Origin of the sequence: Methylobacterium amylolyticum (assembly GCF_030700245.1) — a bacterium.
Classification (GTDB): domain Bacteria; phylum Pseudomonadota; class Alphaproteobacteria; order Rhizobiales; family Beijerinckiaceae; genus Methylobacterium.
In genome coordinates this window covers 1-26,064 of sequence record NZ_JAUYZI010000010.1, presented here as the reverse complement: position 1 = coordinate 26,064, position 26,064 = coordinate 1, and the positions used below count along the sequence as shown (strand labels likewise).

The following is a 26,064-nucleotide window of genomic DNA, read 5'->3' as shown; positions in this document are numbered from 1 at the left end:
CATGAGCCGACATCCATGAGCCGACATCCATGAGTCGAAAGCGATGAGTCGAAGCCCATGAGTCGAAAGCGATGAGGGAGAACCCATGACCCCGCCGGTGATGGGCCCGACCGCCGCGAGCGCGTGGTCCGATCACGTCGTCGTGCTGCCGATCGTCCTGCCGATCGCGGTGGCGGGGGCGATGTTCCTCCTCGACGAGCGCCGCCACCGGCTGAAGGCGGCGCTCAGCCTCGCCACGGTCCTGGTGATGCTCGGCGTCGCCCTCCTGCTGCTCGGGCGCGCGGGCGACGCGCCGGAGGTCTACCGCCTCGGCAACTGGGCGGCGCCCTACGGCATCGTGCTCGTGGCCGACCGGCTCTCGGCCGCGATGCTGGCGCTCGCCGCCGTGCTGGGCCTCGGCGCCCTGGTCTTCTCCTTCGCCCGCTGGACCCGGGCGGGCCCGCGCTTCCAGGGCCTGTTCCTGCTGCTGCTGATGGGCGTGAACGGCGCCTTCCTCACCGGCGACCTGTTCAACCTGTTCGTGTTCTTCGAGGTGATGCTGGCGGCCTCCTACGGCCTCGTCCTGCACGGCTCGGGCGAGACGCGGATCCGCGCGGGCCTCGGCTACATCGCGGTCAACCTCGTCGCCTCGCTGTTCTTCCTCGTCGGCGTCAGCCTGATCTACGGCACGATGGGCACCCTCAACATGGCCGACCTCGCCCGGCGGCTCGCGGCGCCCGCCGCGGGGGAGCTGGCCCTGTTCGAGAGCGGCTGCGCGATCCTCGGGATCGCCTTCCTGATCAAGTGCAGCGCGTGGCCGCTGGGCTTCTGGCTGCCGACGACCTACGCGGCGGCGAGCGCCCCCGCGGCGGCGATCCTGGCGATCCTCAGCAAGGTCGGCGTCTACGTCGTGGTGCGCCTGAGCCTGCTCCTGTTCGGGACCGGCCTGTCCGAGGGCTTCGGCCAGACCTGGATCCTCGCCGCCGGGCTCGCCACGATCGCCTACGGCACGGTCGGCATCCTCGCCGCCCGCGACCTCGCCCGGGCGGGGGGCTACGCGGTGATGATCTCGTCGGGCACGGTGCTGGCGGCGCTCGGCACCGGCAACGGGGGCGCGCTCGCGGGGGCGCTGTACTACCTTGTCGGCTCGACGCTGGCGGCCGGGGCGCTGTTCCTGCTCGCCGAGGTGCTCCAGCGCGGCCGCGACCCGGTGGAGGCGGCGCAGCCGGTCTTCGCCGACGAGTACCGCGATCCCTTCGACGACGCGGGCGCCACCGAGGTCGGCCGGGCGATCCCCGCCGCGGTCGCGATCCTGGGGCTGGGCTTCCTGCTCTGCACGCTGATGCTCGCGGGCGTCCCGCCGCTGGCGGGCTTCGTCGGCAAGCTCGCGATGTTCACGGGCCTCACCGCGGGCGCGATCACCGCCTCGGGCTGGGGGCTGATGGCGATCCTCACCCTGTCCAGCCTCGGCACCCTGATGCCGCTGGTGCGGCTCGGCATCCTGAACCTCTGGGTGCCGCGCGACGACCCGCCGCCGGTGCTGCGCCCGTCCGAGTTCGCCGCGCTCGCCGGGCTGCTCGCGGCCTGCCTCGCCCTCGCCCTGTGGGGCGGTCCCGGGCTCGCCTACGCCGACGCGACGGTGCGCGCGCTCGCGCAGCCGGGGGATTACGTCCGCGCGGTCCTCGGCGCGCCCGCGGGAGGCGCCCCGTGAGCCGGATCCTGCCCTACCCGCTGCTCTCGGCGGCGCTGGCCCTGACGTGGCTGCTGCTGAACGCGCCGCTCACGCCCGGGGGCGTGCTGCTGGCGCTGCTCGTCGGCCTCGCCGTCCCGCACGTCATGCGCGCGTTGCGCCCGCCCGCGGTGCGGGTGCGGGCGCCGGCCACCCTGGCGCGGCTGGCGGGGATCGTCCTCTACGACATGGTCCGCTCCAACATCGACGTGGCCCGGGTCATCCTCGGCCTGCGCCGGGGCACGCGCCGGACCGGCTTCGTCGCGATCCCCCTCGACCTGCGCGAGCCGTTCGGCCTCGCGGTCCTGTCGATCATCCTCACCGCCACCCCCGGCACGCTCTGGGTGCAGTACGATTCCGACACGGGGCGGCTGCTGATGCACCTGCTCGACGACGCGGACGGGGACGCCTGGATCCGCCGGGTGAAGGACCGCTACGAGCGCCCGCTCATGGAGATCTTCGGATGCCACCCCACGCCGACGAGCCCGTCATGAGCGCGGCGGCTGTGCTCGACTGGGGCCTCGGCCTCGCCCAGGGGATGCTGGTGCTGGCGATGGCGCTCGCCGCGTGGCGGATGCTGCGGGGCCCCCGCGCGCAGGACCGGATCCTCGGGCTCGATACCCTCTACCTCAACGGCATGCTGGCGATCGTGGTCCACGGCATGCGCACCGGCAGCGGGCTGTATTTCGAGGCGGCGCTGATCATCGGCATGATCGGCTTCACCGCCACCGTCGCCCTCGCCAAGTTCCTGATGCAGGGCGAGGTGATCCGGTGACGGGCGCGGACCTGCCGGTCTGGGCCGCGTGGCTCGTGGTCGTCCTGGCGGTGGCCGGCGCCGCCTTCTCGCTGACCGGCGCCCTCGGCCTCGTCCGCCTGAGGACCTTCTACGAGCGGGTCCACGCGCCGACGCTCGGGGCGACCCTCGGCATGGCCCTGATCCTGTGCGGCTCGATGCTGCTGCTCTCGCTGATCGAGGGCCGCCTCGTCCTGCGCGACGCGCTGATCGGCGTGTTCCTCACCGTGACGACGCCCGTCACCCTGCTGCTGCTCGCCCGCGCCGCCGCCCACCGCGACCGCCACGAGGGCGACCCCGACGCGCCGCCGCGGCCGTGACGCCGCCCGGGCCGGGGCCCGCCCCCGCTCAGGCCCCGGCCGGGAAGGCGGCGTCGTAGGCCGCGAGCGTCCGCCGGGCGTTGCGGCGCACGGTCCCGGCGTCGTCGCCCGGCCTGTACAGGCTGGAGCCCAGGCCGAACGTGCGGATGCCGGCCGCCGCGTAGGCCCCGAAGCTCTCGTCGCCCACGCCGCCCACGGCCCCGATCACCGCGTCCGCCGGCAGAACCGCCCGGATCGCGGCGATGCCCGCCGGGCCGAGGACCGAGGCGGGGAAGAACTTCAGCGCCGAGGCGCCGCAGCGCAGGGCGAGCAGGGCCTCGGTCGGGGTGAGCACCCCCGGCATCGTCACCATCCCGTGCGCCCCCGCCCGCGCCAGCACGGCGGGGTCGACGTTGGGGCTGACGAGCAGGCGCCCGCCGGCCTCCGCGAGCCGGTCGACGTCCGGCACCGTCAGCACGGTCCCGGCCCCGATCAGCACCGCGCCCCCGTGCCGTGCCGCCGCGCTGGCGATGGAGCGGAACGGGTCGGGCGAGTTCAGCGGGATCTCGATCAGCTCGAAACCCTCCTCGACCAGGGCGTCGACGATGCCGTCCGCCTCGTCCGGGCGGACGCCGCGCAGGATCGCGACGAGGGGGCGCCGCGGGTTCGGCCAGGGCGCACTTGCGGAAATCGTCGCGGGGGGCGTCGCGGGGATCGTGCCTTGCATCGTCGGCTCCGGCGGTTCGGGGGCGCAGGTCAGGGCCAGAGGTGCCGGGCGGCCGCGAACAGGCCCCGCCGCGTCGCGGCCTCGGCATCGACGGGGATCACGGTGAAGCCGGCCGCGCGCAGCACCGCGTCGTACAGGCCGGCGATCGGGCCGGACGCGACGAGCGTCACCCGGTCGTGTCCGGGATGTCGGCGCCGCGCCGCCGCGACCTCCGCCCCGATCAGCAGGCCGGACAGCTCGGCCGCGCCGGTGGCGGGCTCTGCGAAGCCGAGCAGCCGGGCGGCGCGCAGCGCGAACAGGGCACCCAGGGGATCGGGATCGGCCAGCGCCCGCGCCGCCGCGGCCCGGAAGGCGGGATCGTCCGCGTCCGGCCCCGCCGCGTCGGGCGCCAGCGCGTGCCGGAGCACCGAGTGGCGCCCGAGCACGTCGAACAGCTCGCCGGTCATCGCGGTCCGGAACCGGAGGACGGTGCCGTCCTCGGTCTCGACCCATTTGCAGTGGGTCCCGGGCATGCACAGGAGCGCGGCGCCCGCCGCCGGGTCGAGGCCGAGGAGCTGGGTCTCCTCGCCGCGCATCACGTCCGGCGCCGCGCGGTCGGCCCGGCACAGGCCGGGCAGGATGCGGACGTCGCCGAGTGCGGTGTCGACCCGGGCCGCGCGGTCGGCGAGGCCGGTCAGCCCCGCCGGGACGGCGACGTAGGGGGCCTCGACCCAGCCCTGGCGGGCGCCGGCCATGCCGCAGATCAGGATCGGCAGGCCCGCCGGCGCGCCGACCTCCGCGAGGCGGCCGCGCAGCACCGCCTCGAAGCCGGTCTCGGCCGCCCGGGTCATGCCCTCGGGGCCGCGCGCCTCGGCGAGCACGCCGCCCCCGCGATCGAGCAGCCACAGGCGGAAGCGCGTCGTCCCCCAGTCCACGGCGCCGCAGAACGGAGGGTCGGACCGCGGCTGGACGGAGGACGGGGGATTCGTCTCGGGCACCGGCTCGCAGCCTCAGGACGGGTGACGCACGCGTCCACATCGCGCGCTCCGCCGGCCAAGGCAACCGGTCCAAAGGCAGCGGGTCCAAGGCGACCGGCACCATCGTGCCGAACCGACCATCTCGGCGGCCCCCGCCGGCTTCCCCGGCGCGGGGCTCGATCCGCGTTCCGACGCGCGTCGCCGAACCGGGCTCCGCGTCGGCGGCGCGCGCTCCAGCCCCCGGCCGGGGCGGCGGGATCCGGCCTCCGGCCCCGCCGCGACCGTCAGCGCCTGTTCTTACCGTCAGCGCCTGTTCTTGATGAGGCTGTCGACGTTCTTGTCCGCTTCCTTGTTCTCCTTCTCCTGCGCGGTGACCTGATGCCGGGTGTCCTTCATCGACATCTCGTCGCGCTGACCCTGCGGCATCTCCTTCTGCGCGGCCTGCTCCTTCGGCGCCGCCTGCGCCGGGATCACGGCCATCACGCAGGCCGTGCACATTGCAGCAAATGCAACCTTGTTGAGCATGTGTTTCTCTCCCTGAACTGCGCAAGCGAAGACGTGGGACGCTGTGTTCTAGTTCCACGCACCGATGTCACGAGATTGTTGATCGTCTCAGCTTCGGTGCACTTGCCCGTGAGCGGCCGGCGCGCGGGGGAGGCGCTGCCGCCCGCCGGCATCCCGGTGTCCTGCTGCCCGGTGAAGGTCCACCGGGGCTCGGCGGGCTGGACGCGGGCGGTGGCGATCCTCGGCGGGTGATCGCCCGCGCGCGTTGCGCCGGGCGCCGCGACGGACCAGAACGGGGCGAGCCCGGACCCGGAGACACCCCCGCATGCGTACCGAGACGCCGCCGCTGATCCGCCTGGAGGATTACCGCCCCAGCGACTTCCTGATCGACCGCGTCGACCTCGACATCCGCCTCGACCCGCACGCCACCCGGGTCACCGCGACGCTGGCGCTGCGGCCGAACCCGGCGGGGGAGCCCGGCGCGGCCCTGCACCTCGACGGCGACGACCTCGCCCTGGTCGCCCTCGACCTCGACGGCGAGCCCCTGGCGCCGGAGGCCTACGCGGCGAGCCCCGCCCGCCTGACCCTGCACGCCCCGCCGCGGCGCCCGTTCGTGCTGCGGGTCGCCACGCAGGTGGACCCCACCGCCAACACGAAGCTGATGGGCCTCTACCGGACGGAGGGGGTGTACTGCACCCAGTGCGAGGCCGACGGCTTCCGGCGGATTACCTACTTCCTCGACCGGCCGGACGTGATGGCGGTCTACACCACCCGGATCGAGGCCGCCCGGGACGAGGCGCCGGTGCTGCTCGGCAACGGCAACCCGGTCGAGGCCGGGCCGGTGGGCGCCGACCGGCACTACGCGCTCTGGCACGACCCGCACCCGAAGCCCGCCTACCTGTTCGCGATCGTCGGCGGCCGGCTCGGCAAGGTCGAGACCACCTTCACGACCATGGAGGGGCGCACGGTCGCCTGCGCGGTCTACGTCGAGCCCGGCAAGGAGGCGCGCGCCGCCTACGCGCTCGACGCGGTGGTCCGCTCCATGGCCTGGGACGAGACCGCCTTCGGCCGCGCCTACGACCTCGACGTGTTCAGCGTCGTGGCGGTCTCGGCCTTCAACATGGGCGCGATGGAGAACAAGGGCCTCAACATCTTCAACGACAAGTACGTGCTGGCGTCGCCTGAGACCGCCACCGACGCGGATTACGCCGCGATCGAGGCGATCATCGCCCACGAGTACTTCCACAACTGGTCGGGCAACCGCGTCACCTGCCGGGACTGGTTCCAGCTCTGCCTCAAGGAGGGGCTGACGGTCTTCCGCGACCAGGAGTTCTCCTCCGACATGCGCTCGCGGCCGGTGCACCGGATCGCCGAGGTCCGGGGCCTGCGCGCCCGCCAGTTCCCGGAGGATGCGGGGCCGCTGCGCCACCCCGTGCGCCCGACGGCCTACGCCGAGATCAACAACTTCTACACGGCCACCGTCTACGACAAGGGCGCCGAGATCGTGCGGATGCTGCGCACGCTGATCGGCGCGCCGGCGTTCCGCGTCGGCATGGACCGCTACTTCGCCGACAACGACGGCCGCGCCGCCACCGTCGAGGATTTCCTCGCCGCCTTCGCCGCAGTGACCGGCCGCGACCTCGCCCAGTTCGCCCGCTGGTACGAGCGGCCGGGCACGCCCCGGCTCACGGCCAGGATGACCTACGACGCGGCGGCCGCGCGCTGCACCCTGCGCCTGTCCCAGAGCCTGCCCGGCGCGGGCGGCCCGCTGGTGATCCCCGTGGCGCTCGGCCTCGTCGGCGAGGCCGGGCCGCTGACCGGCGCCGCCTGCCCGGCGCTCAGCGACGGCGTCGCCGTGCTCGACCGGGCGGAGACCGAACTCGTCTTCGAGGGCGTGACGGAGAGACCGGTGCCCTCGCTGCTGCGCGACTTCTCGGCGCCGGTGCGGCTCGACCTCGACCTGACCGACGCCGAGCGCCTGCGGCTGCTCGCCCGCGATGCCGACCCGTTCAACCGCTGGCAGGCCGCCCAGGACGTGGCCCTGCGGCTGATCCTCGACCCCGATGCCGCGCGGGCGACCGCCTTCGGCGCGGCGCTCAAGGCCTTCCTCGACGGGGAGGCGCTCCGGGATCCCGCCTTCGCCGCCCTGGTGCTGGCGCTGCCGAGCGAGGGCGAGGCCGCCGACGCGCTGCCCGCCGAGGTCGACCCGGACGCGATCCACCGGGCGCGCTGGGACCTGCGCGCCGCCCTCGGGCGCCAGCTCCGGGGCCGCCTGGAGCGGATCGACGCCGCGCTCGCGCCGGAGGCCGGCGCCCCCTACAGCCCCGACGCGGCCGCGGCCGGGCGCCGGTCCCTGCGCAACGCCGCCCTCGACCTGATCGCGGCGGGCGACCCCGAGGCCGGGGCGGCCCGGGCCGCGGAGCGGCTCGCGGAGGCGACCAACATGACCGACCGGCTCGCGGCGCTCGGCACGCTGTCCCTGATCCCGGGGGCGGCGCGGGAGGCCGCCCTCGACGCGTTCGCCGCCCGCTACGCCGACGAGCCGCTGGTGCTCGACAAGTGGTTCGCCCTTCAGGCGACCATCCCCGAGCCCGGCACCCTGGAGCGCATCGCCCGCCTCCAGCGCCACCCGGCCTTCGCGATGACCAATCCCAACCGGGTCCGGGCGCTGGTGGGCAGCTTCGCCTTCGGCAACCCGACCCAGTTCGCCCGGGCCGACGGGGCGGGCTTCGCGCTCGTGGGCGACACCGTCGCCGCCCTCGATTCCGCCAACCCGCAGGTCGCCGCGCGGCTGCTCACCGCCTTCGGCTCGTGGCGCCGGCTGGAAAAATCGCGCGCCGCCAAGGCCGCCGAAATCCTCAACCGGATCAAGGCGATCCCGGGCCTGTCGCGCGACGTGGCCGACATCCTCGGGCGCACCCTGGAGGGCGGCTAAGTCTCTGGTACATCACTGAAAAGGATGCCTCCGATCGGGGTACCACACCCGATCGCCGTTAACCGCGCAGGGTAAAAAACCCGTGGACAAGCACCCGCCCGGGGTGGTTGAATTCAATCAGATTCGGAGGGCGGGCGGCGCCTCCCACCGATCGATTCTCCCACGGCGAGGTCCGACATGCCGGAGGCGGGTTCCGCTTCCCTCTCCGCGCGTGCGGATTCGAGTCTGGCCGCCTCGTGGCCGGCGCGGGGCCGGGATCCGCGGCTCGGTCAGGCGGAGCGCTGGCTGCGCTACGCGGTACCGGGCATCCTGTCCGTGTTCCTGGCCTGCCTCGTCGGGCTCGCCACCCTGCACATCCGCGGCCAGCGGGCCGAGATCCTCGGCGGGGCCGCGGCCGAAGTCGAGAGCTTCGCCCGCCTCGCCGCGCGGGCGCTCCCGGCCGAGGCCGACGAGGCCGCCCTGCGGAGGCTGTTGCCCGACAGCACCCACAGTCCCGGCCGCCGCCTGCTGCTCGTCGCGCCGGACGCGCGCGTCGCCGCCGCCCATCCGAGCCTGCCCGCGGGGGCGACCCTGGCGGACGTGCTCGGCGAGAGCGAGGCGCTGTCCGGCCTCGGCGAGCGCGCCGGGGCGATGACCCTCGACCTGCCCGGCGGCGAGCGGGTCCTGGCGGCGATGCACGGCCTGCCCGGCGGCAACGGCCAGGTCGCGGTGCTGCAGCCCCTCGACCCGCTGATGCGGGGCTGGAACGCCCGGACCCGCGACCAGATCGTGCTCGTCGGCGCGGCGGCGCTGGTGATCGTCGGGGTCGGCCTCGCCTACGGGCTCCAGAGCCGTCAGGCGGCCAACGCCGACCGGGCCTGCGAGCAGATCCGCTTGCGCCTGGAGACGGCCCTGCGCCGGGGCGCCTGCGGCCTGTGGGACTGGGACATCGCCCGCGGGCGCATCTACTGGTCGGACTCGATGTACGCCCTGCTTGGCTACCGGCGGCAGAACGCGTACCTCTCCTTCGGGGCGGTGAACGCCCTGGTCCATCCCGACGACGGCGACCTCTACAGCCTCGCCCGGGGCTTGGCCGCCAACCAGACCTGCATCGACCACGCGTTCCGCGTGCGCGGCGCCGACGGATCCTATCTCTGGCTGCGCACCCGCGCCGAGGTGGTGCCGGACGGGCTCGACGGCGGCCGCCATCTCGTCGGGCTCGCCGTCGACATCACCGAGCAGCGCGCCCTGGAGGAGACCAGCGCCGCCGCCGACATGCGCCTGCGCGACGCGGTCGAGGCGATCTCCGAGGCATTCGTGCTCTGGGACCAGGGCAACCGGCTGGTGCTGTGCAACTCGAAGTTCCGCCGCCTCCACGCGCTGAGTTCCGAGGACGCGCAGTCCGGCCGGCGCTACGTCGACGTGATGGGCCGGGGCGTGCTGCCGCAGATCCGGCGCGAGTCGCCGGAGACCGGGGCGGCCACCGCGCGGACCTTCGAGGCGGAACTCGCCGACGGCCGCTGGCTCCAGATCAGCGAGCGGCGCACCAAGGACGGCGGCTACGTCTCGGTCGGCACCGACATCACCAGCCTCAAGCGCCACCAGGAGCAGCTCGTCGCCTCGGAGCGGGAGCTGATCGAGACGGTCAAGGACCTCAAGCGCTCCCGGCGCACCCTGGAATTGCAGACGCAGCAGCTCGCCGACCTCGCCGAGCGCTACCTCGACCAGAAGGCGGCGGCCGAATCCGCCAACCAGTCGAAATCCGAGTTCCTGGCCAACATGAGCCACGAGCTGCGCACCCCGCTCAACGCCATCATCGGCTTCGCCGACGTGATGGAGAACGAGGTGCTGGGGCCGCTCGGCACCCCGCGCTACGCCGAGTATTGCCGCGACATCCGCGAGAGCGGCGCCTACCTGCTCACGATGATCGACGACATCCTCGACATGGCCCGGCTCGAAGCGCGGCGCGTCCGGCTCAGCCCGCGCCCGATCGTCGTCCAGAACGCGGTGGCGGGCGCCCTCAAGCTCGTGTCCGAGGCGGCGCGGGCCAAGGGCATCGCGGTCGCGGTCGATGTCGACCCGGGCGTCGAACTCCTGGCCGACGAGCGCGCGGTGCAGCAGATCCTCGTCAACCTGCTCCAGAACGCGGTGAAGTTCACCCCGGCGCAGGGGCGCATCGCCGTGCGGGCGCGGCGGGCGGGCGAGAGCGTCCACCTGTTCGTCGCCGACAGCGGCATCGGCATCCCGCGCCAGGCCCTGCCCCGCCTCGGCCGGCCGTTCACCCAGGTCGAGACCCAGATGACCCGCAGCCACAAGGGCTCCGGGCTCGGGCTCGCCATCGCCCGCTCCATGGCCGAATTGCACGGCGGCCGCCTGCGCATCCGCTCCGAGGAGAACGCCGGCACGGTGGTGCTGGTGCGCCTGCCCGCGCCGACCGCGGAGGGGCTCCGGCGGATCGCTGCGCGGACCGGGGACGGTAACGGCTGGCGCGGCGAGACCCGCACCGCGGCCTGAGCCGGGCCCGCGCGATCGGCCCGGACCCTCAGGGTTCCCGCAGGGCTGGGGCGCCGCCCGTTCGAGACCCCGTTTTCAGGCGCGCACGCCGAACGTCTCGAAGAAGCCGAGCTGGCCGGTCTCGGTGACCTGCACCGCCCGGCTGTCGGGCACGCGGGCGATCCAGCCGAGATCGAGGCAGCGGGTGCACAGCGCCGCGCCGAGCGCGCCGGCGAGGTGCGGCCGCCGCTCGCTCCAGTCGAGGCAGGGCCGGCAGTACGGCCGGCGGCCCGGCGCCCGCCCGTCGATCCCGAACCCGGCGAGCAGCGCCGCCCCGGACGGAGTGACCGCGCCGCCGTCCTCGCCGAGCCGCACCGCGCCGCGCTCCGCCAGCGCGTCGGCGAGCGCCACCCCCAGACGGCCGGCGAGGTGGTCGTAGCAGGTCCGGGCGGCGCGCAGGTCCGGCCCGAGGCGGGGCCCGGCGCGGCGCGGCGGTGGCGCGTCCGCCACCACCAGCAGGCTCTCCAGCAGGCGGCCCACCTCCGGCCCGGCGAGGCGGAAGTAGCGGTGGCGCCCCTGGCGCGCGAGCCCGAGCAGGCGGCCCTCGACGAGCTTGGCGAGGTGGCCGCTGGCGGTGGCCGGGCTCACCCCCGCGGCGAAGGCGAGTTCCGTGGCGGTGAGCGCCCGCCCGTCGAGGAGGGCGGCGAGCATGTTCGCCCGCGCCGGGTCCCCGACCAGGGCGGCGGTGCGCGCGAGCCCGTGCCCGTGCCGTTCGAAGGTCCGTTCCATGAAGCGAGGGTAACACCGGCCGCCGGGGATCCGCGCACGAACGCTTCGGCCGCGGCCGAAGCGTCCCGCCTCGACGGGAGGTCCGCGCGGCGCCACTCTCCGGGGGCGGGAGGGTCGCGCCATGTTCTCCGTCATCTTCGAAGTCTGCCCCGCGCAGGGGCAGCGGGACGCCTACCTCGGGCACGCGCGGGCGCTGCGGCCCGAACTGGAGGGCATCGACGGCTTCCTCGACAACGAGCGCTTCGCGAGCCGGACCCGGCCGGGCTGGGTCCTGTCCCACTCGACGTGGCGCGACGAGAAGGCGGTGATCCGCTGGCGCACGCATGCCGGCCACCACCTCGTCCAGGGGCGGGGCCGCGCCGAGGTGTTCGCCGATTACCGACTGCGGGTCGGCGAGGTGACGGCGGACGAGAACCTGCCCCCCGGCGCCCTCCCCCAGCAGCGCTTCGACGCCACCGAGGCCGGCGCGGCGAAAGCCTGCACCCTGACCGTGTGGGAGGGCGCGCCCGGGCCGGATCCGGAGGCCCCGGGCCTCATCGCTCAGGATCTCTTCGAGAGCCTGACCACCCCCGGCCGCCTGATGCGGCTGTGCGGCTGGACCGACGCGGAGGCGGCGGGCGCCTGCCGGCCCGAGGGGGCGGCGGGCCACCGCACGGTGCGGGTCATCCGCGACTACGCCCTGCGCGACCGCCGCGAGGCGCCGCAGTATTTTCCCGACGCTCCGCCCGCGCAGGTGCGGCCGTGACCGCGCCCGAGGGAGCCGGCTACAGCCGCTCCCGCTTCAGCCCGTGGCGCAGCCGGTGGCGTTCGAGGGCGAGGTCGATCAGCCGGGACAGCAGCGCCGGATAGGGCACGCCCGAGGCTTCCATCATCTTCGGGTACATGCTGATCGCCGTGAAGCCCGGCAGCGTGTTGATCTCGTTGAAGAAGAACCCGCCGCCCTGCCGGTCGAGGAAGAAGTCGACCCGGGCGAGCCCGCTGCATTCGAGCGCCGCGAAGGCCTCGGCGGCGAGGCCGCGCACCCGGTCCATCTCGGCCGGTTCGAGCCGCGCCGGCAGGTCGACGGTGGCGCCGTCGGGGTCGAGGTACTTCGCCTCGTAGGAGTAGAAATCGTGGTGCGGGCTCGGGTTCAGCTCGCTCGCGAGGCTGACGTGCAGCGGCTCGCCCTCCAGCACCGCGACCTCGATCTCGCGGGCGTCGATCCCCTGCTCGACCAGCACCTTGAGGTCGTACTGGAAGGCGTCGGCGAGCGCCGCCTCCAGCGCGTCCCAGGCCTTGACCTTATGGACGCCGACGCTGGAGCCCATGTTGCAGGGCTTGACGAAGACCGGCAGCGTCAGCCCCTCGCGCGCGCGCGCGGCCGCCGCCGCGGGGTCGCGGGCGAAGGCCTGCCGGGTCAGCGCGTGGTAGGGCGCCACCGGGATGCCGGCGAGCGCGGCCAGCCGCTTGGCGATGTCCTTGTCCATGCTGACCGCCGAGGCCAGCACCCCCGACCCGACATAGGCGACCTCGGCGAGTTCCAGGAGGCCCTGCACGGTGCCGTCCTCGCAGAGCGGGCCGTGCAGGACGGGGAACACCACGTCGACCGCCCCGGGGCCGGACCCGCCGGCGACCGGCAGCAGGCCGCCCTCCCCGCCCGGGCGCGGCGCCAGCCGGATCTCCGGGGCGTCCTCGGCGATCGCCAGCGCCGGGCCGCCCCGCGCCTCGATCAGGCTCAGGTCGTTCCACTGCCAGCGGCCGGCCTTGTCGATGCTGACGGGGATCACCTCGAACCGGGTCCGGTCGAGGTGGCGGATCACCGAGGCCGCCGATTGCAGCGACACCTCGTGCTCGCCGGACCTGCCGCCGTAGAGGACGGCGACGCGAATCTTGTCAGTCATGCGGCCCCTCTAGCACGCGCCCGCCCGCGCGCCCATCGCCGCCAGACCACGCGCCGCGACCTGTGCCCGCGCCGCGCGGACGGCCGAGCGGGCGGAGCGGCCCGCCACGGCCTCCGGCGCGCGGCCGGCGAGCACCGCGCGGCGCAGGGCGACGAGGGCCGGGTCGCCCCAGGCGTCCAGCAGGCGGCCGAAGGCGGCGTGGCGCGCGGGGTCGAACGGCGCCGGCCGCCCGCCCGCGTCCCGGCACGGATGGGGCGGGTGCAGGGCGGCGACGGGCACGAGGCCCGGCGGGATCGGCGCGGTGGCCGCGTGGGTCCGCCCGGACCGCAGCAGCCGGGGCAGGACGTGGGTGTGCGGTCCGTCCGGGGTGCGCCCACCCGGCGACGGGATCGGGGTGAACACCTCGATCCGGCCGACCGGCGCGCGGAACACCCGGTGCGGGCTCAGCGCCGGCAGGTCCGCGGGCAGGGGCCCGGCGAAGAGCGGCCGCCCGCAGGCGGCGCGCAGCCGCGTGAGGACGCCGGGATCGCGGCTGCGCAGGCAGGCGTCGACCGCCCCGAGCCCGAGGCCGAGATCGAACAGGATCGCGTCCCGCTCCTGCGGCCGCGCGGCCTCGGCGTCGGGCCCGAGTTCGGTGACCACGCTCCGCCCCGCCCTCGCGCAGGCCGCCGCCGGCAGGCACAGGGCGACCGCCTGGCTCCAGCCGCCGGTGAAGCCGGTCTCGTAGGCGAAGGGCGTCACGTCCGGTGTGAGCGCGAGGGCGCCGCGGGCGGTGGCGAGCCCGAGGCGGCCGTCTTCGAGGGGCACGCCCGGCTCGTCCGGGCCGCGCGCGAACGCCGCGACCGCCCCGTAGACGCCGAGGCTCCAGGCGCTGGCGGGATCGGCGAGGTGCGCGCGCAGCAGGCCCTCGACGGCGGCGCGGGGCGCGGGTTCCATCCTCGTCACGCCCCTCGAACAGCCCGTCCCGCGGCTTGACACGGGCGGCGATTGACCGGAAGCCCCGGGCCATCCTGTCGGTTCCCGCTCCGCGCGGGACCAACCCGAGGTCGCCCATGGACGTGATCGATACGCGGATCCCGGCGGTCAAGCGCCTCGTGCCGAAGCGCCTGGGCGACGCGCGCGGCTGGTTCTCCGAGACCTACCGGGCCGACGTGCTGGAGCGGGCGGGCATCACCACGAGCTTCGTGCAGGACAACCAGTCCTTCTCCGCCCCGCAGGGCACGATCCGCGGCCTGCACTTCCAGATCGCCCCGCAGGCCCAGGCCAAGCTGATCCGCGTGCTCCAGGGGGCGATCCTCGACGTGGCGGTCGACATCCGGCGGGACTCGCCGACCTACGGGCAGCACGTCGCCGTGCGGCTCGACGCGGAGGGCGGCGAGCAACTGCTGATCCCGCACGGCTTCGCCCACGGCTTCTGCACCCTGACCCCCGACGTGATGGTCGCCTACAAGGTCGACGCCTATTACAGCCCGGCCCACGACCGGGCGATCCGCTGGGACGATCCCGGGATCGGCATCGACTGGCCGGTCGCGGAGGGCGAGGCGATCCTGTCCGACAAGGACCGGCGCGCGCCGCTGCTCTCCGAGATCGGGCCGCAATTCTGACCGGGCCGCATTTTCGTCACGCGAAGCGGTATTGAGCCCGGTGTCACGGCGCGTCGGCGCGCCCGACCGATGGCCGGGGCCCGGCATCGAGGATCTGAGGGGGTTGGCGCGATGCGGATACTGGTGACCGGGGGCTGCGGCTTCATCGGCTCTGCGCTGGTGCTGCACCTCGTGCGCGACCTCGGCCACGAGGTCTGCACCCTCGACGCCCTGACCTACGCGGCCAACCCCGTCTCGCTGGAGCCGCTGAAGGACAGCGGCCGCCACCGCCTCGCCGAGGTCGACATCTGCGACCGCGACGCGGTGCGGGGGACCTTCGCGGAGTTCCGGCCGCAGGCGGTGATGCATCTGGCCGCCGAGAGCCACGTCGACCGCTCGATCACCGATCCGGGCGCCTTCGTGCGCACCAACGTCATCGGCACGCAGGTCATGCTCGACGCCGCGCGCGAGCTCCACGCCGCCCTGCCGGAGGCGGAGAAGAAGGAGTTCCGGTTCCTGCACGTGTCGACCGACGAGGTCTACGGCTCGTTGCCGCCGGACGGCTTCTTCACCGAGGACAGCCGCTACGACCCGCGCTCGCCCTACTCGGCCTCGAAGGCGGCCTCCGACCACCTCGCCCGGGCGTGGCACGAGACCTACGGCCTGCCGGTGCTGGTCACCAACTGCTCGAACAATTACGGCCCGCGCCACTTCCCGGAAAAGCTGATCCCGCTGATGATCCTCAACGCGCTGGAGGGCCGGAACCTGCCGGTCTACGGCGACGGGATGAACGAGCGCGACTGGATCCACGTGGAGGACCACGCCAAGGGCCTCGTCGCCGTGCTGGAGCGCGGGCGGATCGGGCAGACCTACCTGCTCGGCGGCCGCGCGGTGCGCAACAACCTCAGCGTGGTCAAGGCGCTCTGCGCCGCCTTCGACCGGCTGCGGCCGGAGGCCGGCCCGCACGAGCGGCTGATCACCTTCGTCGCCGACCGGCCGGGCCACGACCAGCGCTACGCCATCGACTGCACCAAGGCCGAGCGCGAGCTCGGCTGGCGGCCGCAGAAGGTCTTCGAGGACGCGCTGACCGAGACGGTGCGCTGGTATCTCGGCAACGAGGCGTGGTGGCGCCCGATCCGCGAGGGCCGCTACAAGGGCGAGCGCCTCGGGCTGAAGGCGGCCGGCTGATGGACGTCCTGATCCTCGGCGGCGGCGGCCAGGTCGGCACCGAGCTGCGGGCCCTGTCCTGGCCCGCGGGGGTGAGCGCCCACGCGCCGTCCCGGGGCGATCTCGACATCGCCGACGCCGGGGCGGTCGCCGCCGCGCTCGGCGAGCGCCCCTACGGCGCGGTGATCAACACCGCGGCCTACACGGCGGTCGACAAGGCCGAGAGCGAGGCCGCGGAGGCGTGGCGCCTCAACGCGCTCGCCCCCGCGATCCTCGCCGCCGAGACCAGAGCCAGGAAGATCCCGCTGGTGCACGTCTCGACGGACTACGTGTTCGACGGCGCGAAGCCGGACGGCGCCTACGAGCCGGACGAGCCCATCGACCCGCAGAGCGTCTACGGCGCCAGCAAGGCGGCCGGGGAACTCGCGGTCCGGGTCGGCAACCCGCGCCACGCGATCCTGCGCACCGCCTGGGTGGTGAGCCCGCACCGGGGCAACTTCGTCAAGACGATGCTGCGCCTCTCGCAGGAGCGCGACAGGCTCACCGTGGTCGACGACCAGCACGGCTGCCCGACCTCGGCCGCCGACCTCGCCGCCGCCCTCGCGACGGTGGCGCTCCGGATGGCCGGGGACGAGGCGGCGCCGACCGGCACCTTCCACTGCGTCAATGCCGGCGCGACCACGTGGTGCGGCTTCGCCCGGGCGATCGTGGCGGGCGCCGCCCGCCGCGGCGGCCGCTCCGTGCCCGTGGACGGCATCCCCACCAGCGCCTACCCGACGCCGGCCCGGCGGCCGGCCAACTCGCGCCTCTCGACCGCGAGCCTGACGGACGCCTACGGGCTGACGCCGCGGTCCTGGGAGGCGGCGCTCGACGACATCCTCGACCGGCTGATCGGGCCCGTCGCAGCGGAGACCTCACGATGAAGGGCATCGTCCTGGCCGGCGGCTCCGGCACCCGCCTGCACCCGGCCACGCTGTCGATCAACAAGCAGCTCCTGCCGGTCTACGACAAGCCGATGATCTACTACCCCGTGTCGGTGCTGATGCTCGCCGGCATCCGGGAGATCCTGATCATCTCCAGCCCCGAGCACCTCGACAACTACAAGCGCCTGTTCGGCACCGGCGAGCAGTTCGGCGTGGCGTTCTCCTACGCGGTGCAGCCGCGGCCGGAGGGCCTCGCGCAGGCCTTCGTGATCGGGCGTTCCTTCGTGGGCGAGGACGACGTGGCGCTGATCCTCGGCGACAACCTGTTCTTCGGCGCCGGCATGGGCGACCTGCTGGAGCGCGCCGCGGCCCGCAAGCAGGGGGCGACGGTGTTCGCCTACCACGTCGAGAACCCGCAGGCCTACGGCGTGGTCAGCCTCGACAAGGCCGGCCGCGCGACGAAGATCGTCGAGAAGCCGCAGAAGCCGGAATCCACCTGGGCGGTGACCGGCCTGTACTTCTACGACAATCAGGTGCTCGACATCGCCGCCGCGGTGAAGCCCTCGCCCCGGGGCGAACTGGAGATCACCAGCGTCAACGAGGCCTATCTCGAACGCGGCCAGCTCTACGTCGAGCGCATGGGCCGCGGTTACGCGTGGCTCGACACCGGCACGCACGACAGCCTGCTGGAGGCTTCCGAGTTCGTGCGCACCCTCCAGCACCGGCAGGGGCTCCAGGTCGCCTGCCTGGAGGAGATCGCCTACCTCCAGGGCTTCATCGGCCGCGAGCAGCTCGCGGCGCGCGGCGAGATGTTCGCCAAGACCGCCTACGGGCGGAACCTGCTGCGGCTCGCCCGCGGGGACGAGGGGCCGGGCGGCCCGTTCTGAGGCCGGCTGCCCGGGGATGCAATCGGAAAGCGGTATGAAAAAAGTCCGGTTGCATGCCTATCCGGGGGTGGCCGTTCGCGCGCCGCATCGGTAGCGTGCGGGCAGGTGGGCCGTCGGCCGGCCCCTCGCGGGGCGTCCGGCCACGGTCGGAACGAGAACGGCAAAATGACGTGAGGCGCTCGCAGCTCCGGAGCAGATCCCGCCTCCGGCCGTTCCGGTCGGTCGCGAGGGCCGGAACCGTCGTGGTGTCGCTCGCCCTGCTGGCCCTCGCGGGCTGCGGCGACAAGGTGGTCGATACCGGCGACGACCAGCTCACCGCCCTGTTCGCGGATCGCACGCGGATGTTCGGCGGCGAGGCCGAGGAGGCGCGCATCACCCGGCAGACGCTGGATTGCGTGCGCCTGATCGGCGGCCTCGACGCCGCGATCTACAAGGACGCCCCGGCGGAGATGCTCGGCGCCCTGCGGACCGGTTGCCGCCGCAGCTTGCAGGAGCGGCTGAACGATCCGGTCCGCAACCCGATGGGCTTCACCCTGGCCGATCTGGAATCGTCGAAGGCCGGCGAGCGCGTCGCCGCCCTGCACGCCCGGCTGGAGCAGGCCTACCGGACGGCCGCCGAAGCCCGGCTCGCGGCGCAGCGCGCGGAGCAGGAGCGCAAGGCGCAGGAGGCCCGGGCCAAGACGATCCGCGACTTCGAGGAGCGCCGGCAGGCGGTGCAGCGGAGCGTGGAGCAGGTCGAGGCGGTGATGCGGGACATCGCGCCCGCCTGCGCCGAGAACGACGCCGCCCGGCAGCAGGCCGTCGCCGCCAGCAGCCGGAACCGCTTCCGCTGGTCCCAGCCGTTCCCCTGCGGTGAGGCCAGCCTCCGCTCCATCCGGGATCAGGTGGCGCGGGTGCGCACCGAACTGGACCGGATCGAGCCCGACGCCGCGACGCGGCCGGGGGCGATCTTCGCCCTGCCGCAACTCTACGGGAACAATCCCGATCAGCTTCAGGGCCGGCTGTCGCAGATCAGGGCGCAGACCGCGGAGATGCGCGCGGCGGCCCACTGAGGGGACCGTGTCGCCGCGAGCCTGAGAGACCGGGATCGGCGATCGGTTCGGCGGGCGCCGCGCGTTGCGCGGGGTCGGGGCGCGACCCGGCGCGGGCCGGCAGCCCCCCTCCGTCCGAGCGACCGCCGTCGGACGCGGCCTATTTCGGCGCGCAGCCGATGCAGATGCCCTGCGTGATCTTGTCGGCCTCCTTCTGCTGCGCGGTGCGCGCCTCGCGGTTCGCGCCCGCGGTGGCGGCTCCGGCGGCCCCGGCCGGCGGCATGGTCTGGCCGACCGAGGAGGTGTTCGGCGCGTAGATCGTGGAGGCCGGGCCGCCGCCGGTGCCGGTGACGGCGGCCTGGGCCGAGGCGGCCGAGGGCGCGAGCGGCATCAGGACCGGCAGGGCGAGGATTCCGGCGAGGCGGGTCAGGCTCGGACGGGTCGTGCTCGGGCGGATCATGGCGGCGCGGGCTCCTGTGCCGGGGCGGATTCCTGTATCGACCTAACGCGGACGTGATCGCCGGGTTCGCGCCCCCGCTGCGTGCGGTCGCCTTTGCAGACCGGGCGGGGCGCCGTATCAGTGCGCGGAATCCCCGAACCTGGACGAGAGCCCGGAGCCGCCGCCCCCATGCGGGAAGCCAACGCGATCGACTTCTGGCGCGGCTTCGCCCTGGTGACGATCTTCATCAACCACATCCCGGGCAACACGTTCGAGCGCTACACCTTCTCGCAGTACGGCATCTCGGACGCGGCCGAGCTGTTCGTGTTCCTGGCCGGCTGGTCGATCGGCATCGCCACCCGCGGGCGCGACGGCACCCCCGAGCCCGGCGGCCGCAGCGTGGTGCGGCTGCTCGCCCGCACCGTCGAGGTCTACCGGGCGCAACTCACCGTGATGCTGCTGGCGCTCGCGCTGATCGCCGGGGCGGCGCTCGTGCTCGACAACCCGCTGATCCTCGAATGGCACAACGCGGGCGGCTTCTTCGCCGACCCGATCCAGTCGGTCTGCGGCATGGCGCTGCTGACCTACCAGCTCGGCTTCTTCAACATCCTGCCGCTCTACGTGGTGCTGATCGGCATCGCCCCGGTCTTCGTGCTGGCGGGGCGGATCAGCCGGGTCGGGGCGCTGGCGCTGTCGGGCGGCCTCTACCTCGCGAGCCTCGTGTTCGAGTGGAACCTGCCGTCCTGGCCGGGCGAGGGCGGCTGGTTCTTCGATCCGCTGTGCTGGCAGTTGCTGCTGGTGCTGGGCTTCGTGCTGGAGGACTGGAACCGGCAGACCGGCACCCTGCGCCGCTGGTCGCGACGCCTGACGCCGGTCGGAATCCTCGTCGTCGTCCTCGGGATCGTGCTCGCGGTGAAGGGCATCCGCCCCGATCCCCTGGTCGTGCCCGAGCCGCGCCTGCTGTTCACCTTCGAGAAGACCTACCTGACCCCCGCCCGGCTGGTGCATTTCCTGGGGATGCTGCTCGCCTTCGCGCCGGTCTACGCATTGATCGCCCCCCGGATGGGACGAATCGTTGACTATCTGGCCGGGCTGGGCAGAAATTCCCTGGCCGTGTTCTCCATGGGCTCGATCCTGAGCCTGGTCGGGCAGCTCGTGCGTTTCCAGACCGGTGGCGGCCCGCTGATCGACGTGCTGGTCGCCGGCGCCGGCCTGTTCGGCCTGGGGTTCACCGCATGGTTCGTCGAATGGCGCACCCGCAAGAAGGCTCCGCGGACCTGATGCGGGTCCCGGACGCCCGCCGTCCCGCCGCCCGGACCGGCCCCCCCGCGCGGGCCCTGCGGGCGCTCGCCGCCGCGGCCGCGCTGCTCGCCGCGCCGGCGGCGGCGCAGCAGCCGGCCTCCGGCGAGGCCGCCCTGTCGCCGGAATGCCGGGTGCCGACCGGCCAGCTCTACACCGTGGCGCCGCTGCCGGCGGTCCGGGCGGCGCTCAAGGCCGGCCGGCCGCTGAAGGTGCTGGCGGTGGGCGGCAGCGCGGCGCCCGGCGCCTCGGCCTCCTACCCGGTCAAGCTGGAGGCGGCGCTGGAGGCGAACCTGCCGAAGGCCGACGTGCTGATCGAGCACCGCGGCCTGCCCGGCGAGATCGCCTCGGGCGCGGCCGAGCGCCTCCACAGCCTCGTGGCCGACGTGGAGCCGGACCTCGTCGTCTGGCAGGTCGGCACCCACGACGCCATGGCCCGGGTCGATCCCGACGCCTTCGCCGCCGCCCTCGACGAGGCGGTGGCGTGGCTCAAGTCGCACGGGATCGACGTGGTGCTGGTCGATCCGCTCTACACCGCGAGCGTCGCGGGGGACGCGGACTACAACCGCATCGTCGCGGTCGTGCGCGAGGTCGCCGCCCGCGAGCGGGTGCCGCTGGTGCAGCGCTTCGAGGCCCTGCGCTACCTCGCCGGCCGCAGCGGCGGGGCCGACGGCCACATGCTCGGGCGCCAGTTCCGCCTCAACGACCTCGGCCTGCGCTGCATGGCCGAGCACGTGGCGCTCACGGTCGCCACCGCGCTCCAGGCCGAGCCCGCCGGTCCCGCGAAGGCCGATCCGTCCAGACCCGATCCCGGCAAGGCTGATCCCGGCAAGGCTGATCCCGGCAAGGCCGATCCCGCCTTAACCGCCCCGCAACGCGCCCCGGGCTAGACCGGGCCCTCACCCGCGCGGCGCGGCCGGAGACCCGGCCGTCCCGCGCCTCTGGCGGAGCGCGCGTTGGCGGCGTCGGCCCTCCCGGCAACGGCCCTCGATCGCCTGCTGCGCGCCTCGCGCGCCGGGCCGGGGCGGGCCGCCCTCACGGTGTTCGCGATCCGGGTCGGCGCGGCCGGCTTCGCCTACGGCGGGCAGGTGCTGGCCGCGCGGCTGATGGGCTGGGACGCCTACGGGGTGTTCGCCGCGGTCTGGGTGTGGACGGCGCTGCTCGGCCACAGCCTGACGCTCGGCCTCAGCCAGGGCGCCTGCCGCTTCCTGCCCGGGGACCAGGCCCGCGGCGACCTCGACCACGCCCGCGGCTACCTCCGGGCCGGCGCCCTCGTCACCGGCGGCGCGGCCTGCGCCGTGGCCGGCCTCGGGATCGCCCTGGTGCTGCTGGAGCCGGAGCTGCTGGCGCCGGCCTACCGGGCGCCGGTGCTCGTGGCGGCCTGCGTGCTGCCGCTCTTCGCCCTCCAGGACTACCTGGAGGGGGTGGCGCGCAGCCAGGACTGGGTCGGGCTCGCGATCGCGCCCCCCTACCTCGTGCGCCAGACCGCGATGATGGCCGCGCTCGTCGCGGCCGTGCTGCTCGGGGCGCCGCCGGAGCCCGCGACGGCGATGGCCTGCCTGCTCGCCGCCGCCGGCCTCGCCACCGCGCTCCAGGCCCGGCTGCTCGCCGCGCGGCTGCGCGAGCGGCTGCCGCCCGGGCTGCACCGCTACCGCTGGCGGCGCTGGCTCGGCACCGGCCTGCCGATCGCTGGGATCGACCTCGCCAATGCCGGCTTCGGCTTCATCGACGTGATCGTGCTCGGCGCCCTGGTGAGCCCGGCCGAGCTCGGCCTGTACTTCGCCGCCACGCGGATCGTGCAATTCGTGGTGTTCGTCCACTACGCCGCGAGCGCCGCCACCCTCCAGCGCTACAGCGCCGCCGAGGCCGCGGGCGACCGGCCGGGGCTCGCTGCCCTGGTGCGCCGGCAGGGGCGGCTGACGGCGGCGGCGACCGCGCTGGTCGGCCTCGGCGTGCTGGCTGCCAGCCCGGTGCTGCTGGCGCTGTTCGGGGCCGACTGGGCCGCCGCCGCGCCGGTCCTGTGTCTGCTCGTCGCCGGGGCGGTCGGGGCCAGCCTGTTCGGACCGGGGGAGGATCTCCTGACCATGCTCGGCGGCGAGGGGCACTGCGCCGCCGTCACCGCCGCGATGCTGGTGCTCGCGGGCGCGCTCTGCCTCGTCCTGGTGCCGCCGCTCGGGCCGCCGGGCGCCGCCCTGGGCATCGCGGCGGCGACCGTGGCCCGGGCGGCGCTCCTCGCCCGCCTCGCCGGCCGCCGCCACGGCCTGTCCACCCCCGTCTGGTCCGGAGCCCGATGACCGCCGCCCGCCTCGCCCGGACCGACGCCGCGACGGTCGGCCCCCTCCCGGAGGCCGGGGCGTGGGAGGACCTGTTCGCCCGCGCCCGCGCGCCCCACCCGTTCTACGCCCCCCGCGTGCTGGACGCCCACCGGGCGGCGGGGCTGCTGCCGGCCGACCTGCGCTGCGTGACGGTCCGGCGCGACGGGCGGCTGGCGGCGCTGCTGCCGTTCACCCTGCGGCGGGACGTGACCGCGCTCGGCGGCCGCGTGGCGCGGCCGTGGCTGTCGCCCTTCGTCACCGCCACGGCGCCCCTCGTCGCCGGGGACGATCCCGCCCTCCTGAATGCCCACTTCGACGCTCTCGCCGAGGGCCTGGAGGCGGCCTCGGGCGGGCGGGGGTGGCGCTGGCCGCTCCTGCCGACGCAGGAGGGCGCCGCGCCGGGCCTGCTCGCCGCCCTGCGCGCCCGCGGCTGGGCGCTGGGCGCGGTCGCCGCCTTCGAGCGGCCGGTGCTCGACCGCCGCGCCGACCACGACGCCTTCCTCGCCGGCCACCCGCACCGGGGCCGCCTCAAGGACCTGCGCCGCCGCGCCCGCCGCCTCGGCGAGGCCGGCGCGCTGGAGCACGTCGCCGCGACCGGGGGACCGGCGCTGGCCGCCCTGGTGGAGGCGTTCCTCGTCCTGGAGCAGGCGGGCTGGAAGGGCGCGGCCGGCACCGCCATGGCCTGCCGGCCCGAGACCGCGGCGCTGGCCCGGGCCCTGTTCGGCGACGCCCCCGGCCCGGTCGGCGCCCGCGCCGACGCGCTGACCCTGGACGGCCGGCCGATCGCGGTCAGCCTCGCCCTGGTGGCCGGCGGCACCGCCACGCTCCTGAAGACCGCCTACGACGAGGCCCTGCGCGCCCACGCCCCCGGCCTGCTGCTGGAAGCAGAAATCGTCCGGGCCTGCCACGCCGACGCCTTCGCCGACCGGCTCGACGCGGCGACGCTCGCGGGCTCGGCCCTGGAGAGCCTCTACCGGGAGCGCACGCCCGTCGCCGAGCTGATCGCCCTGCCACCGGGTGCGGGGCGGACGGTCTCGCTGGAGCGGCGCCTGCGCCTCGCCCGGTTCGAGGGGGAGGCCCGGGCCGCGGCCCGCCGGGCGCTGCGCCGTCGCTAGGGGCCGAACGCCTTCGGCCTCGCCGCGAAGGCCCGGTTTCGATTCTCCGCGAGCCCTGGGCATGTCCGCCTGCGGGCTGTCGCTGAGGCGGAGACCTGCGACCGGGTTGGGTGGGATGCGGAAGTGCAGCTACTCTTCCCCATGCTCGCGCAGCAGCGCTTCGAGCAGGGGCACGTCGTCTTCCACATCCTCGTTCCCACGGAACCGAGAGTATTCAACGTGGCCGTCCTCGAACACGTCGATCTCGATCCGCTCGCCAACCAGCGTCGCCGTGAGCATGAGGCTGTCGGGCCGGTGGCGGCTCAACTCGAAGTGGACCTTGTTGGCTTCCAGAAGCCGAATCATGCGGTAGATTTCGTGGCTCATCGCGGCATCGAACCATCGGACTCGTAGGTCCGCAACGGGTCAAACGCTGCACATCCGGTTTTGGCAGCCGCGCCAAAGCCCGTTCCCCACCCGCCGCTGACGTGCCATCGGCCAAGCGGCTTGAGTTCAAACCCTAGATCCGGCGCCGGGACACCCCGTCGAGGAAGCCGGGATCGGTCAGCGCCGCGGCGAGCAGGGCGAACAGCCCGAGATGCAGGCCGAGCGCCGCGACGCCGAACCCGTGCAGCGACCACAGCGCGACCGCCCCCGCGGCCATCAGCGGCGGTCCGGCGACGTAGACGGCCGTGCGCCACGCCGCCGCCGGGCGCGCCAGCCGCCACCACGCCCCGGCGAGGGCGACCAGGGCGAAGCCGCCCTTGATCAGCGCCATGGCCCGGATCACCCGGGCGAGGTCCGGATCGACGGCGACGGCCGGCGCCCGCACCGCGACGGCCCCGGCGGCGAGGAGCGCCAGGGCGGTGAGGCCGGTGAGCCAGGAGCGCGCTGGGTTGGCGCGCGCGAGGTTGGGACGCGCGAGGCCGGGCCGGGCCGCACCGGCCGCCGGCGCCTCCGTGATCGACAGGCTCCGCATCCGCGCCTCCCCCGGTCCGCGCACCCCGCAAGCGGCTATCCTAGCGCGCTCCCGCCCCGGGCGCCACGACGCCGGCAACCCGTGCCCGACCCGCGCGGCGTCCCTCCCCCCTCTGCGGGGGAGCGACTGTCTGGGGTGTCAAGCGGGTTGGGGCAGAGCGGCACGGAGATCTCGGGCTTTTGCGTTGAGGCGCACGAGCAGCTTGTGGGCGAGGGCGACGCGGATGACCTTCTTGGGCTTGCCGGCTTGGCTCAACCGCTGATGGAAGGCTTGGAAGTCCGGTTCATGGCGGCGGACGATCTCGGCCACCACGAACAGGATGCCGCGCACGCTCGCGCGCCCGGCCCGGATCGGCCGCGGGCCGGTGCGGCGTCCGCTGTCGTTGGCCAGGGGGGCGAGGCCGGCGAGCTTGGCCGCCGCCTTGCCCGAGAGCGTGCCGATCTCGGGCATCTCGGCCATGAGCAGCGCCACCGTGCGGCCCGCCACGCCCTTGATCGTGCGGAACTCGGCCTCCAGCGCCGCCCAGAGCGGGTCGGCGGCGAGCGCTTCGGCGATCAGCGCCTCCAGGCGCCGGGTCTGCGCCGCGACCGCGGCCAGGATGGGCGCGAACGAGGCCAGGGCGTCCGGATCGGTGACGAGACGGGCTTGGTTGCTCTGGCTGACCTTGAGCGCGGTGAGCTGGCGCAGGCGGGTCACCAGGGCGGTCAGCCGGGCCTGCGCCGCCGAGGCGAGCGGGGTGGGCCGGACAGCCTTGACCTGCGCGTACCAAGCGATCAGCCCAGCATCGATCCGGTCGGTCTTCTCCAGCACGCCCATACCCTCGGCGAACCGGCGCACGGCGCGCGGGTTGAGCAGCGCGCAGGCGAGGCCCTCGCCCCAGAGCAGGCCGAACGCCAAGCGCTCGTAGCCGCCGGTGGCTTCCATGGCCACCACGTCGACCCGATGCGTCCGGCAGAAGGCGACGAGGTCGGCCAGACCCTCCGGCGTGTTGCGGCAGGTGTGTTCGGGCCCGTCCCGGCCCAGGCGGGCGACCAGGGTGTCGGCGCCGATGTCGACGCCACAGAGGATGCGTGTCACGGTGACCTGCCTTGTCCATGCGAGCGGCAATCGAGCGACTGTCCGGTCGTGCGTGACGAGGCGGCGTTCGGTCCCAAAGCTCTCCCACGGTTGTGGCCGGAGGGTGGGCGGGCGCCAAACGCCGCGCGCCGGGTGGGGTGGCCACCCCACCCGGCGCAGCCCCAATCTCAGCACATCACAGGGCCGCCTCCTAGATACAAGGGTGGC

Annotated in this window: 26 protein-coding genes and 1 pseudogene; 17 read left to right on the top strand and 10 right to left on the bottom strand. The window is 74.6% G+C overall.

Annotated features, from left to right (window positions below):
• The first annotated feature begins 85 nt into the window (after positions 1-85).
• Genes Q8W71_RS09440 through mnhG form a run of 4 tightly spaced genes read left to right on the top strand, consistent with a single transcriptional unit; the run spans position 86 to position 2,821 of the window.
• Positions 86-1,690 (top strand): monovalent cation/H+ antiporter subunit D, encoded by a 1,605-nt coding sequence (locus Q8W71_RS09440; RefSeq protein WP_305525100.1) that lies wholly within the window; start codon positions 86-88, stop codon positions 1,688-1,690.
• Complete coding sequence (locus Q8W71_RS09435) at positions 1,687-2,202, top strand: Na+/H+ antiporter subunit E (protein ID WP_305525099.1); 516 nt, start codon at positions 1,687-1,689, stop codon at positions 2,200-2,202. The genes Q8W71_RS09440 and Q8W71_RS09435 overlap by 4 nt, the downstream gene beginning before the upstream one ends.
• Positions 2,199-2,483, top strand: coding sequence for a K+/H+ antiporter subunit F (locus Q8W71_RS09430; RefSeq protein ID WP_305525098.1), 285 nt, complete (start codon positions 2,199-2,201; stop codon positions 2,481-2,483). The genes Q8W71_RS09435 and Q8W71_RS09430 overlap by 4 nt, the downstream gene beginning before the upstream one ends.
• Complete coding sequence (gene mnhG, locus Q8W71_RS09425) at positions 2,480-2,821, top strand: monovalent cation/H(+) antiporter subunit G (RefSeq protein WP_305525097.1); 342 nt, start codon at positions 2,480-2,482, stop codon at positions 2,819-2,821. Before Q8W71_RS09430 ends, mnhG begins: the two co-directional genes overlap by 4 nt.
• 28 nt (positions 2,822-2,849) lie before the next feature.
• Here mnhG and Q8W71_RS09420 read toward each other — a convergent pair whose 3' ends face one another.
• The 3 genes from Q8W71_RS09420 to Q8W71_RS09410 all read right to left on the bottom strand — a co-directional run bounded on the left by Q8W71_RS09420 (position 2,850) and on the right by Q8W71_RS09410 (position 5,008).
• Positions 2,850-3,527 (bottom strand): 2-dehydro-3-deoxy-6-phosphogalactonate aldolase, encoded by a 678-nt coding sequence (locus Q8W71_RS09420; RefSeq protein WP_305525096.1) that lies wholly within the window; start codon positions 3,525-3,527, stop codon positions 2,850-2,852.
• A 29-nt stretch (positions 3,528-3,556) separates the two neighbouring features.
• Entirely contained in the window at positions 3,557-4,504 is a 948-nt protein-coding gene (locus tag Q8W71_RS09415; protein ID WP_305525095.1) for a 2-dehydro-3-deoxygalactonokinase, read from the bottom strand.
• A gap of 282 nt (positions 4,505-4,786) precedes the next feature.
• A complete protein-coding gene (locus Q8W71_RS09410; RefSeq protein ID WP_305525094.1) occupies positions 4,787-5,008 on the bottom strand; it encodes a hypothetical protein in 222 nt (73 codons plus the stop codon).
• Positions 5,009-5,137: 129 nt separating this feature from the next.
• Here Q8W71_RS09410 and Q8W71_RS09405 point away from each other — a divergent pair.
• From Q8W71_RS09405 to Q8W71_RS09395, 3 genes and pseudogenes are all read left to right on the top strand, one after another.
• Positions 5,138-5,239 (top strand): annotated as a pseudogene (locus Q8W71_RS09405) (cyclase family protein); the annotation flags it as partial.
• Positions 5,240-5,312: 73 nt separating this feature from the next.
• Positions 5,313-7,922, top strand: a complete 2,610-nt coding sequence (pepN, locus tag Q8W71_RS09400) for an aminopeptidase N (protein ID WP_305525092.1) — start codon at positions 5,313-5,315, stop codon at positions 7,920-7,922.
• Between the two features lie 177 nt (positions 7,923-8,099).
• Entirely contained in the window at positions 8,100-10,415 is a 2,316-nt protein-coding gene (locus Q8W71_RS09395; RefSeq protein WP_305525091.1) for a sensor histidine kinase, read from the top strand.
• A 75-nt stretch (positions 10,416-10,490) separates the two neighbouring features.
• Here the strand turns inward: Q8W71_RS09395 and Q8W71_RS09390 are convergent, their stop codons facing one another.
• Entirely contained in the window at positions 10,491-11,183 is a 693-nt protein-coding gene (locus tag Q8W71_RS09390) for an ArsR/SmtB family transcription factor (protein WP_305525090.1), read from the bottom strand.
• A gap of 121 nt (positions 11,184-11,304) precedes the next feature.
• On the opposite strand from Q8W71_RS09390, the gene Q8W71_RS09385 reads away from it, so the two are divergent.
• Complete coding sequence (locus tag Q8W71_RS09385) at positions 11,305-11,928, top strand: antibiotic biosynthesis monooxygenase family protein (protein WP_305525089.1); 624 nt, start codon at positions 11,305-11,307, stop codon at positions 11,926-11,928.
• A 19-nt stretch (positions 11,929-11,947) separates the two neighbouring features.
• Here Q8W71_RS09385 and Q8W71_RS09380 read toward each other — a convergent pair whose 3' ends face one another.
• The gene (locus tag Q8W71_RS09380) at positions 11,948-13,063 is read right to left on the bottom strand and encodes a D-alanine--D-alanine ligase family protein (protein WP_305525088.1); all 1,116 of its coding nucleotides are present in this window, start codon (positions 13,061-13,063) and stop codon (positions 11,948-11,950) included.
• Between the two features lie 9 nt (positions 13,064-13,072).
• Positions 13,073-13,999 (bottom strand): DUF6925 family protein, encoded by a 927-nt coding sequence (locus Q8W71_RS09375; RefSeq protein ID WP_305525087.1) that lies wholly within the window; start codon positions 13,997-13,999, stop codon positions 13,073-13,075.
• Between the two features lie 116 nt (positions 14,000-14,115).
• Here Q8W71_RS09375 and rfbC point away from each other — a divergent pair, with 116 nt between their 5' ends.
• The 5 genes from rfbC to Q8W71_RS09350 all read left to right on the top strand — a co-directional run bounded on the left by rfbC (position 14,116) and on the right by Q8W71_RS09350 (position 18,675).
• On the top strand, positions 14,116-14,667 hold the full coding sequence (gene rfbC / locus Q8W71_RS09370) for a dTDP-4-dehydrorhamnose 3,5-epimerase (RefSeq protein ID WP_305525086.1): 552 nt from the start codon (positions 14,116-14,118) through the stop codon (positions 14,665-14,667).
• 111 nt (positions 14,668-14,778) lie between these two features.
• The gene (gene rfbB / locus Q8W71_RS09365) at positions 14,779-15,834 is read left to right on the top strand and encodes a dTDP-glucose 4,6-dehydratase (protein WP_305525085.1); all 1,056 of its coding nucleotides are present in this window, start codon (positions 14,779-14,781) and stop codon (positions 15,832-15,834) included.
• Positions 15,834-16,736 carry a dTDP-4-dehydrorhamnose reductase gene (gene rfbD, locus Q8W71_RS09360; protein WP_305525084.1) on the top strand — a complete coding sequence of 301 codons (903 nt, stop codon included), beginning with the start codon at positions 15,834-15,836 and terminating at the stop codon, positions 16,734-16,736. The genes rfbB and rfbD overlap by 1 nt, the downstream gene beginning before the upstream one ends.
• Entirely contained in the window at positions 16,733-17,623 is an 891-nt protein-coding gene (rfbA, locus tag Q8W71_RS09355; protein ID WP_305525083.1) for a glucose-1-phosphate thymidylyltransferase RfbA, read from the top strand. Before rfbD ends, rfbA begins: the two co-directional genes overlap by 4 nt.
• Positions 17,624-17,868: 245 nt before the next feature.
• A complete protein-coding gene (locus tag Q8W71_RS09350) occupies positions 17,869-18,675 on the top strand; it encodes a hypothetical protein (protein ID WP_305525082.1) in 807 nt (268 codons plus the stop codon).
• Positions 18,676-18,814: 139 nt separating this feature from the next.
• On the opposite strand, the gene Q8W71_RS09345 is transcribed toward Q8W71_RS09350, so the two are convergent.
• Positions 18,815-19,114, bottom strand: coding sequence for a hypothetical protein (locus Q8W71_RS09345; protein ID WP_305525081.1), 300 nt, complete (start codon positions 19,112-19,114; stop codon positions 18,815-18,817).
• A gap of 168 nt (positions 19,115-19,282) precedes the next feature.
• Between Q8W71_RS09345 and Q8W71_RS09340 the strand changes: the two genes are divergently transcribed.
• From Q8W71_RS09340 to Q8W71_RS09325, 4 genes are all read left to right on the top strand, one after another.
• Complete coding sequence (locus tag Q8W71_RS09340; RefSeq protein WP_305525080.1) at positions 19,283-20,374, top strand: OpgC family protein; 1,092 nt, start codon at positions 19,283-19,285, stop codon at positions 20,372-20,374.
• Positions 20,374-21,282 carry an SGNH/GDSL hydrolase family protein gene (locus Q8W71_RS09335; RefSeq protein WP_305525079.1) on the top strand — a complete coding sequence of 303 codons (909 nt, stop codon included), beginning with the start codon at positions 20,374-20,376 and terminating at the stop codon, positions 21,280-21,282. The genes Q8W71_RS09340 and Q8W71_RS09335 overlap by 1 nt, the downstream gene beginning before the upstream one ends.
• 66 nt (positions 21,283-21,348) lie before the next feature.
• A complete protein-coding gene (locus Q8W71_RS09330) occupies positions 21,349-22,686 on the top strand; it encodes a lipopolysaccharide biosynthesis protein (protein ID WP_305525078.1) in 1,338 nt (445 codons plus the stop codon).
• On the top strand, positions 22,683-23,822 hold the full coding sequence (locus Q8W71_RS09325; RefSeq protein ID WP_305525077.1) for a GNAT family N-acetyltransferase: 1,140 nt from the start codon (positions 22,683-22,685) through the stop codon (positions 23,820-23,822). Before Q8W71_RS09330 ends, Q8W71_RS09325 begins: the two co-directional genes overlap by 4 nt.
• 129 nt (positions 23,823-23,951) lie before the next feature.
• On the opposite strand, the gene Q8W71_RS09320 is transcribed toward Q8W71_RS09325, so the two are convergent.
• The 3 genes from Q8W71_RS09320 to Q8W71_RS09310 all read right to left on the bottom strand — a co-directional run bounded on the left by Q8W71_RS09320 (position 23,952) and on the right by Q8W71_RS09310 (position 25,857).
• Complete coding sequence (locus Q8W71_RS09320) at positions 23,952-24,188, bottom strand: hypothetical protein (protein ID WP_305525076.1); 237 nt, start codon at positions 24,186-24,188, stop codon at positions 23,952-23,954.
• Between the two features lie 133 nt (positions 24,189-24,321).
• The gene (locus tag Q8W71_RS09315) at positions 24,322-24,780 is read right to left on the bottom strand and encodes a hypothetical protein (RefSeq protein WP_305525075.1); all 459 of its coding nucleotides are present in this window, start codon (positions 24,778-24,780) and stop codon (positions 24,322-24,324) included.
• A 138-nt stretch (positions 24,781-24,918) separates the two neighbouring features.
• Positions 24,919-25,857 carry an IS110 family RNA-guided transposase gene (locus tag Q8W71_RS09310; protein ID WP_305524427.1) on the bottom strand — a complete coding sequence of 313 codons (939 nt, stop codon included), beginning with the start codon at positions 25,855-25,857 and terminating at the stop codon, positions 24,919-24,921.
• Positions 25,858-26,064 lie beyond the last annotated feature (207 nt).

What these genes read in the sequence shown, in the direction of transcription:
- Q8W71_RS09440 (WP_305525100.1), top strand. Translation starts at nt 86, where the DNA reads ATGACCCCGCCGGTGATGGGCCCGACCGCCGCGAGCGCGTGGTCCGAT.
- Q8W71_RS09430 (WP_305525098.1), top strand. Translation starts at nt 2,199, where the DNA reads ATGAGCGCGGCGGCTGTGCTCGACTGGGGCCTCGGCCTCGCCCAGGGG.
- Q8W71_RS09420 (WP_305525096.1), bottom strand. Translation starts at nt 3,527, where the DNA reads ATGCAAGGCACGATCCCCGCGACGCCCCCCGCGACGATTTCCGCAAGT.
- Q8W71_RS09410 (WP_305525094.1), bottom strand. Translation starts at nt 5,008, where the DNA reads ATGCTCAACAAGGTTGCATTTGCTGCAATGTGCACGGCCTGCGTGATG.
- pepN (WP_305525092.1), top strand. Translation starts at nt 5,313, where the DNA reads ATGCGTACCGAGACGCCGCCGCTGATCCGCCTGGAGGATTACCGCCCC.
- Q8W71_RS09395 (WP_305525091.1), top strand. Translation starts at nt 8,100, where the DNA reads ATGCCGGAGGCGGGTTCCGCTTCCCTCTCCGCGCGTGCGGATTCGAGT.
- Q8W71_RS09390 (WP_305525090.1), bottom strand. Translation starts at nt 11,183, where the DNA reads ATGGAACGGACCTTCGAACGGCACGGGCACGGGCTCGCGCGCACCGCC.
- Q8W71_RS09385 (WP_305525089.1), top strand. Translation starts at nt 11,305, where the DNA reads ATGTTCTCCGTCATCTTCGAAGTCTGCCCCGCGCAGGGGCAGCGGGAC.
- Q8W71_RS09380 (WP_305525088.1), bottom strand. Translation starts at nt 13,063, where the DNA reads ATGACTGACAAGATTCGCGTCGCCGTCCTCTACGGCGGCAGGTCCGGC.
- Q8W71_RS09375 (WP_305525087.1), bottom strand. Translation starts at nt 13,999, where the DNA reads ATGGAACCCGCGCCCCGCGCCGCCGTCGAGGGCCTGCTGCGCGCGCAC.
- rfbC (WP_305525086.1), top strand. Translation starts at nt 14,116, where the DNA reads ATGGACGTGATCGATACGCGGATCCCGGCGGTCAAGCGCCTCGTGCCG.
- rfbB (WP_305525085.1), top strand. Translation starts at nt 14,779, where the DNA reads ATGCGGATACTGGTGACCGGGGGCTGCGGCTTCATCGGCTCTGCGCTG.
- rfbD (WP_305525084.1), top strand. Translation starts at nt 15,834, where the DNA reads ATGGACGTCCTGATCCTCGGCGGCGGCGGCCAGGTCGGCACCGAGCTG.
- rfbA (WP_305525083.1), top strand. Translation starts at nt 16,733, where the DNA reads ATGAAGGGCATCGTCCTGGCCGGCGGCTCCGGCACCCGCCTGCACCCG.
- Q8W71_RS09345 (WP_305525081.1), bottom strand. Translation starts at nt 19,114, where the DNA reads ATGATCCGCCCGAGCACGACCCGTCCGAGCCTGACCCGCCTCGCCGGA.
- Q8W71_RS09340 (WP_305525080.1), top strand. Translation starts at nt 19,283, where the DNA reads ATGCGGGAAGCCAACGCGATCGACTTCTGGCGCGGCTTCGCCCTGGTG.
- Q8W71_RS09335 (WP_305525079.1), top strand. Translation starts at nt 20,374, where the DNA reads ATGCGGGTCCCGGACGCCCGCCGTCCCGCCGCCCGGACCGGCCCCCCC.
- Q8W71_RS09325 (WP_305525077.1), top strand. Translation starts at nt 22,683, where the DNA reads ATGACCGCCGCCCGCCTCGCCCGGACCGACGCCGCGACGGTCGGCCCC.
- Q8W71_RS09320 (WP_305525076.1), bottom strand. Translation starts at nt 24,188, where the DNA reads ATGAGCCACGAAATCTACCGCATGATTCGGCTTCTGGAAGCCAACAAG.
- Q8W71_RS09315 (WP_305525075.1), bottom strand. Translation starts at nt 24,780, where the DNA reads ATGCGGAGCCTGTCGATCACGGAGGCGCCGGCGGCCGGTGCGGCCCGG.